Below are 1,248 nucleotides of genomic sequence, written 5' to 3' on the forward strand. Positions count from 1 at the left end.
CGAGAACAGGTCAAGTACAATGGCTAAATACAGCCAGCCCTCATACGTCCGGATGTAGGTAATGTCCGTGACCCAGACGCGATTTGGCTCTTGCACATCAAACTGCCGCTGCAGATGATTCGGGGCTACTAGCGATGGCGCGCCGCCACGTTTGTACTTGCGCCTGGCGTAACCCGTCTGAGAACGAATCCCAGCCGAGCGCATCAGGCGATGAACGCGATTGATGCCGCATTGTTCACCCAGCTCGCGCAGATCGGCGCAGACCTTGCGGTAGCCGTACACGCTGCCGCTTTCCAGCCAAGATTCCTTGATGGGCACCAGCAGGCGCTTGTCTTCCTTGGCACGTTTGCTTTCAGGGTTCAGACACCAAGCATAAAAACCGCTCGGATGAACCTCGAGCACTTTACAAAGCCGTCGCACCGGGAATTGGTCCTGTAACTCAACAATTAAGGTGTACCTTACGCGGACGTCTTGGCAAAGTACACCGCGGCCTTTTTCAAAATGTCGCGCTCCTCCGTGACGCGCTTGAGCTCGGCTTTTAGGCGCCGCATTTCGTCGGCCTGAACATCAACTGCCTTGCGCTCTTTCTCTGGGACGCCATAGCGTTTCACCCAGGCGTACAGGCTATGGATGCTCACGCCAAGCCGCTCTGCGACTTCGCTAACCGGGTGCCCCCGCTGCGCCACTTGCTTGACCGCAGCAATCTTGAATTCCTCTGTGTACCGCTTTCCGCTCATACCTTCTCCTTGTGCCAGTAATTATGGCTCAGGAGTGTCTACAATTGTTGTGGCGATTCAGAGGGCTTATTAAAGATAGCCAAGATCAGCAAGGATAGGAGTAGGGTCGACCAATTAAAGGGGCGACTGAAAACGCTAGTTAATGCTAAGAATGAGTTAGACCCTCCTGCTCATACGGAAAATCAATTAATTTTCCGCGATGCTACCGCTGTGGCAAAGGGGCTACTAGAAATGGGAGCCGGGCAGGCAAGGCGGGATTTTGAATTGCCCGATGGTGGGATGTTGAGAGTTCGTGTGCTGCACCCTGACAAGCCTGAGCAGGTCACGGGGGCTGATGTTATTTATGAAAGACATTCCATTGATCAGGAAGAAGCCAGTATTGTAATTGTGCAGTATAAAATTTGGGAAAACCGAACTCTACGGCTCACTGACCCTAGGCTTCTACAGCAGCTTGATAAAATGCGTACTTTCGCATGCGGAAATTATTTGTGTAAAAGTGATAAAGCTGAGT

General features: G+C 52.2%; 1 pseudogene. It reads right to left on the reverse strand.

From position 1 onward, the window contains the following. Positions 1–737 (reverse strand): annotated as a pseudogene (locus tag GJA_RS26965) (IS3 family transposase); the annotation flags it as partial. Positions 738–1,248: the final 511 nt, after the last annotated feature.

Origin of the sequence: Janthinobacterium agaricidamnosum NBRC 102515 = DSM 9628, from assembly GCF_000723165.1 — a bacterium.
GTDB classification, from domain to species: Bacteria; Pseudomonadota; Gammaproteobacteria; order Burkholderiales; family Burkholderiaceae_D; genus Janthinobacterium; species Janthinobacterium agaricidamnosum.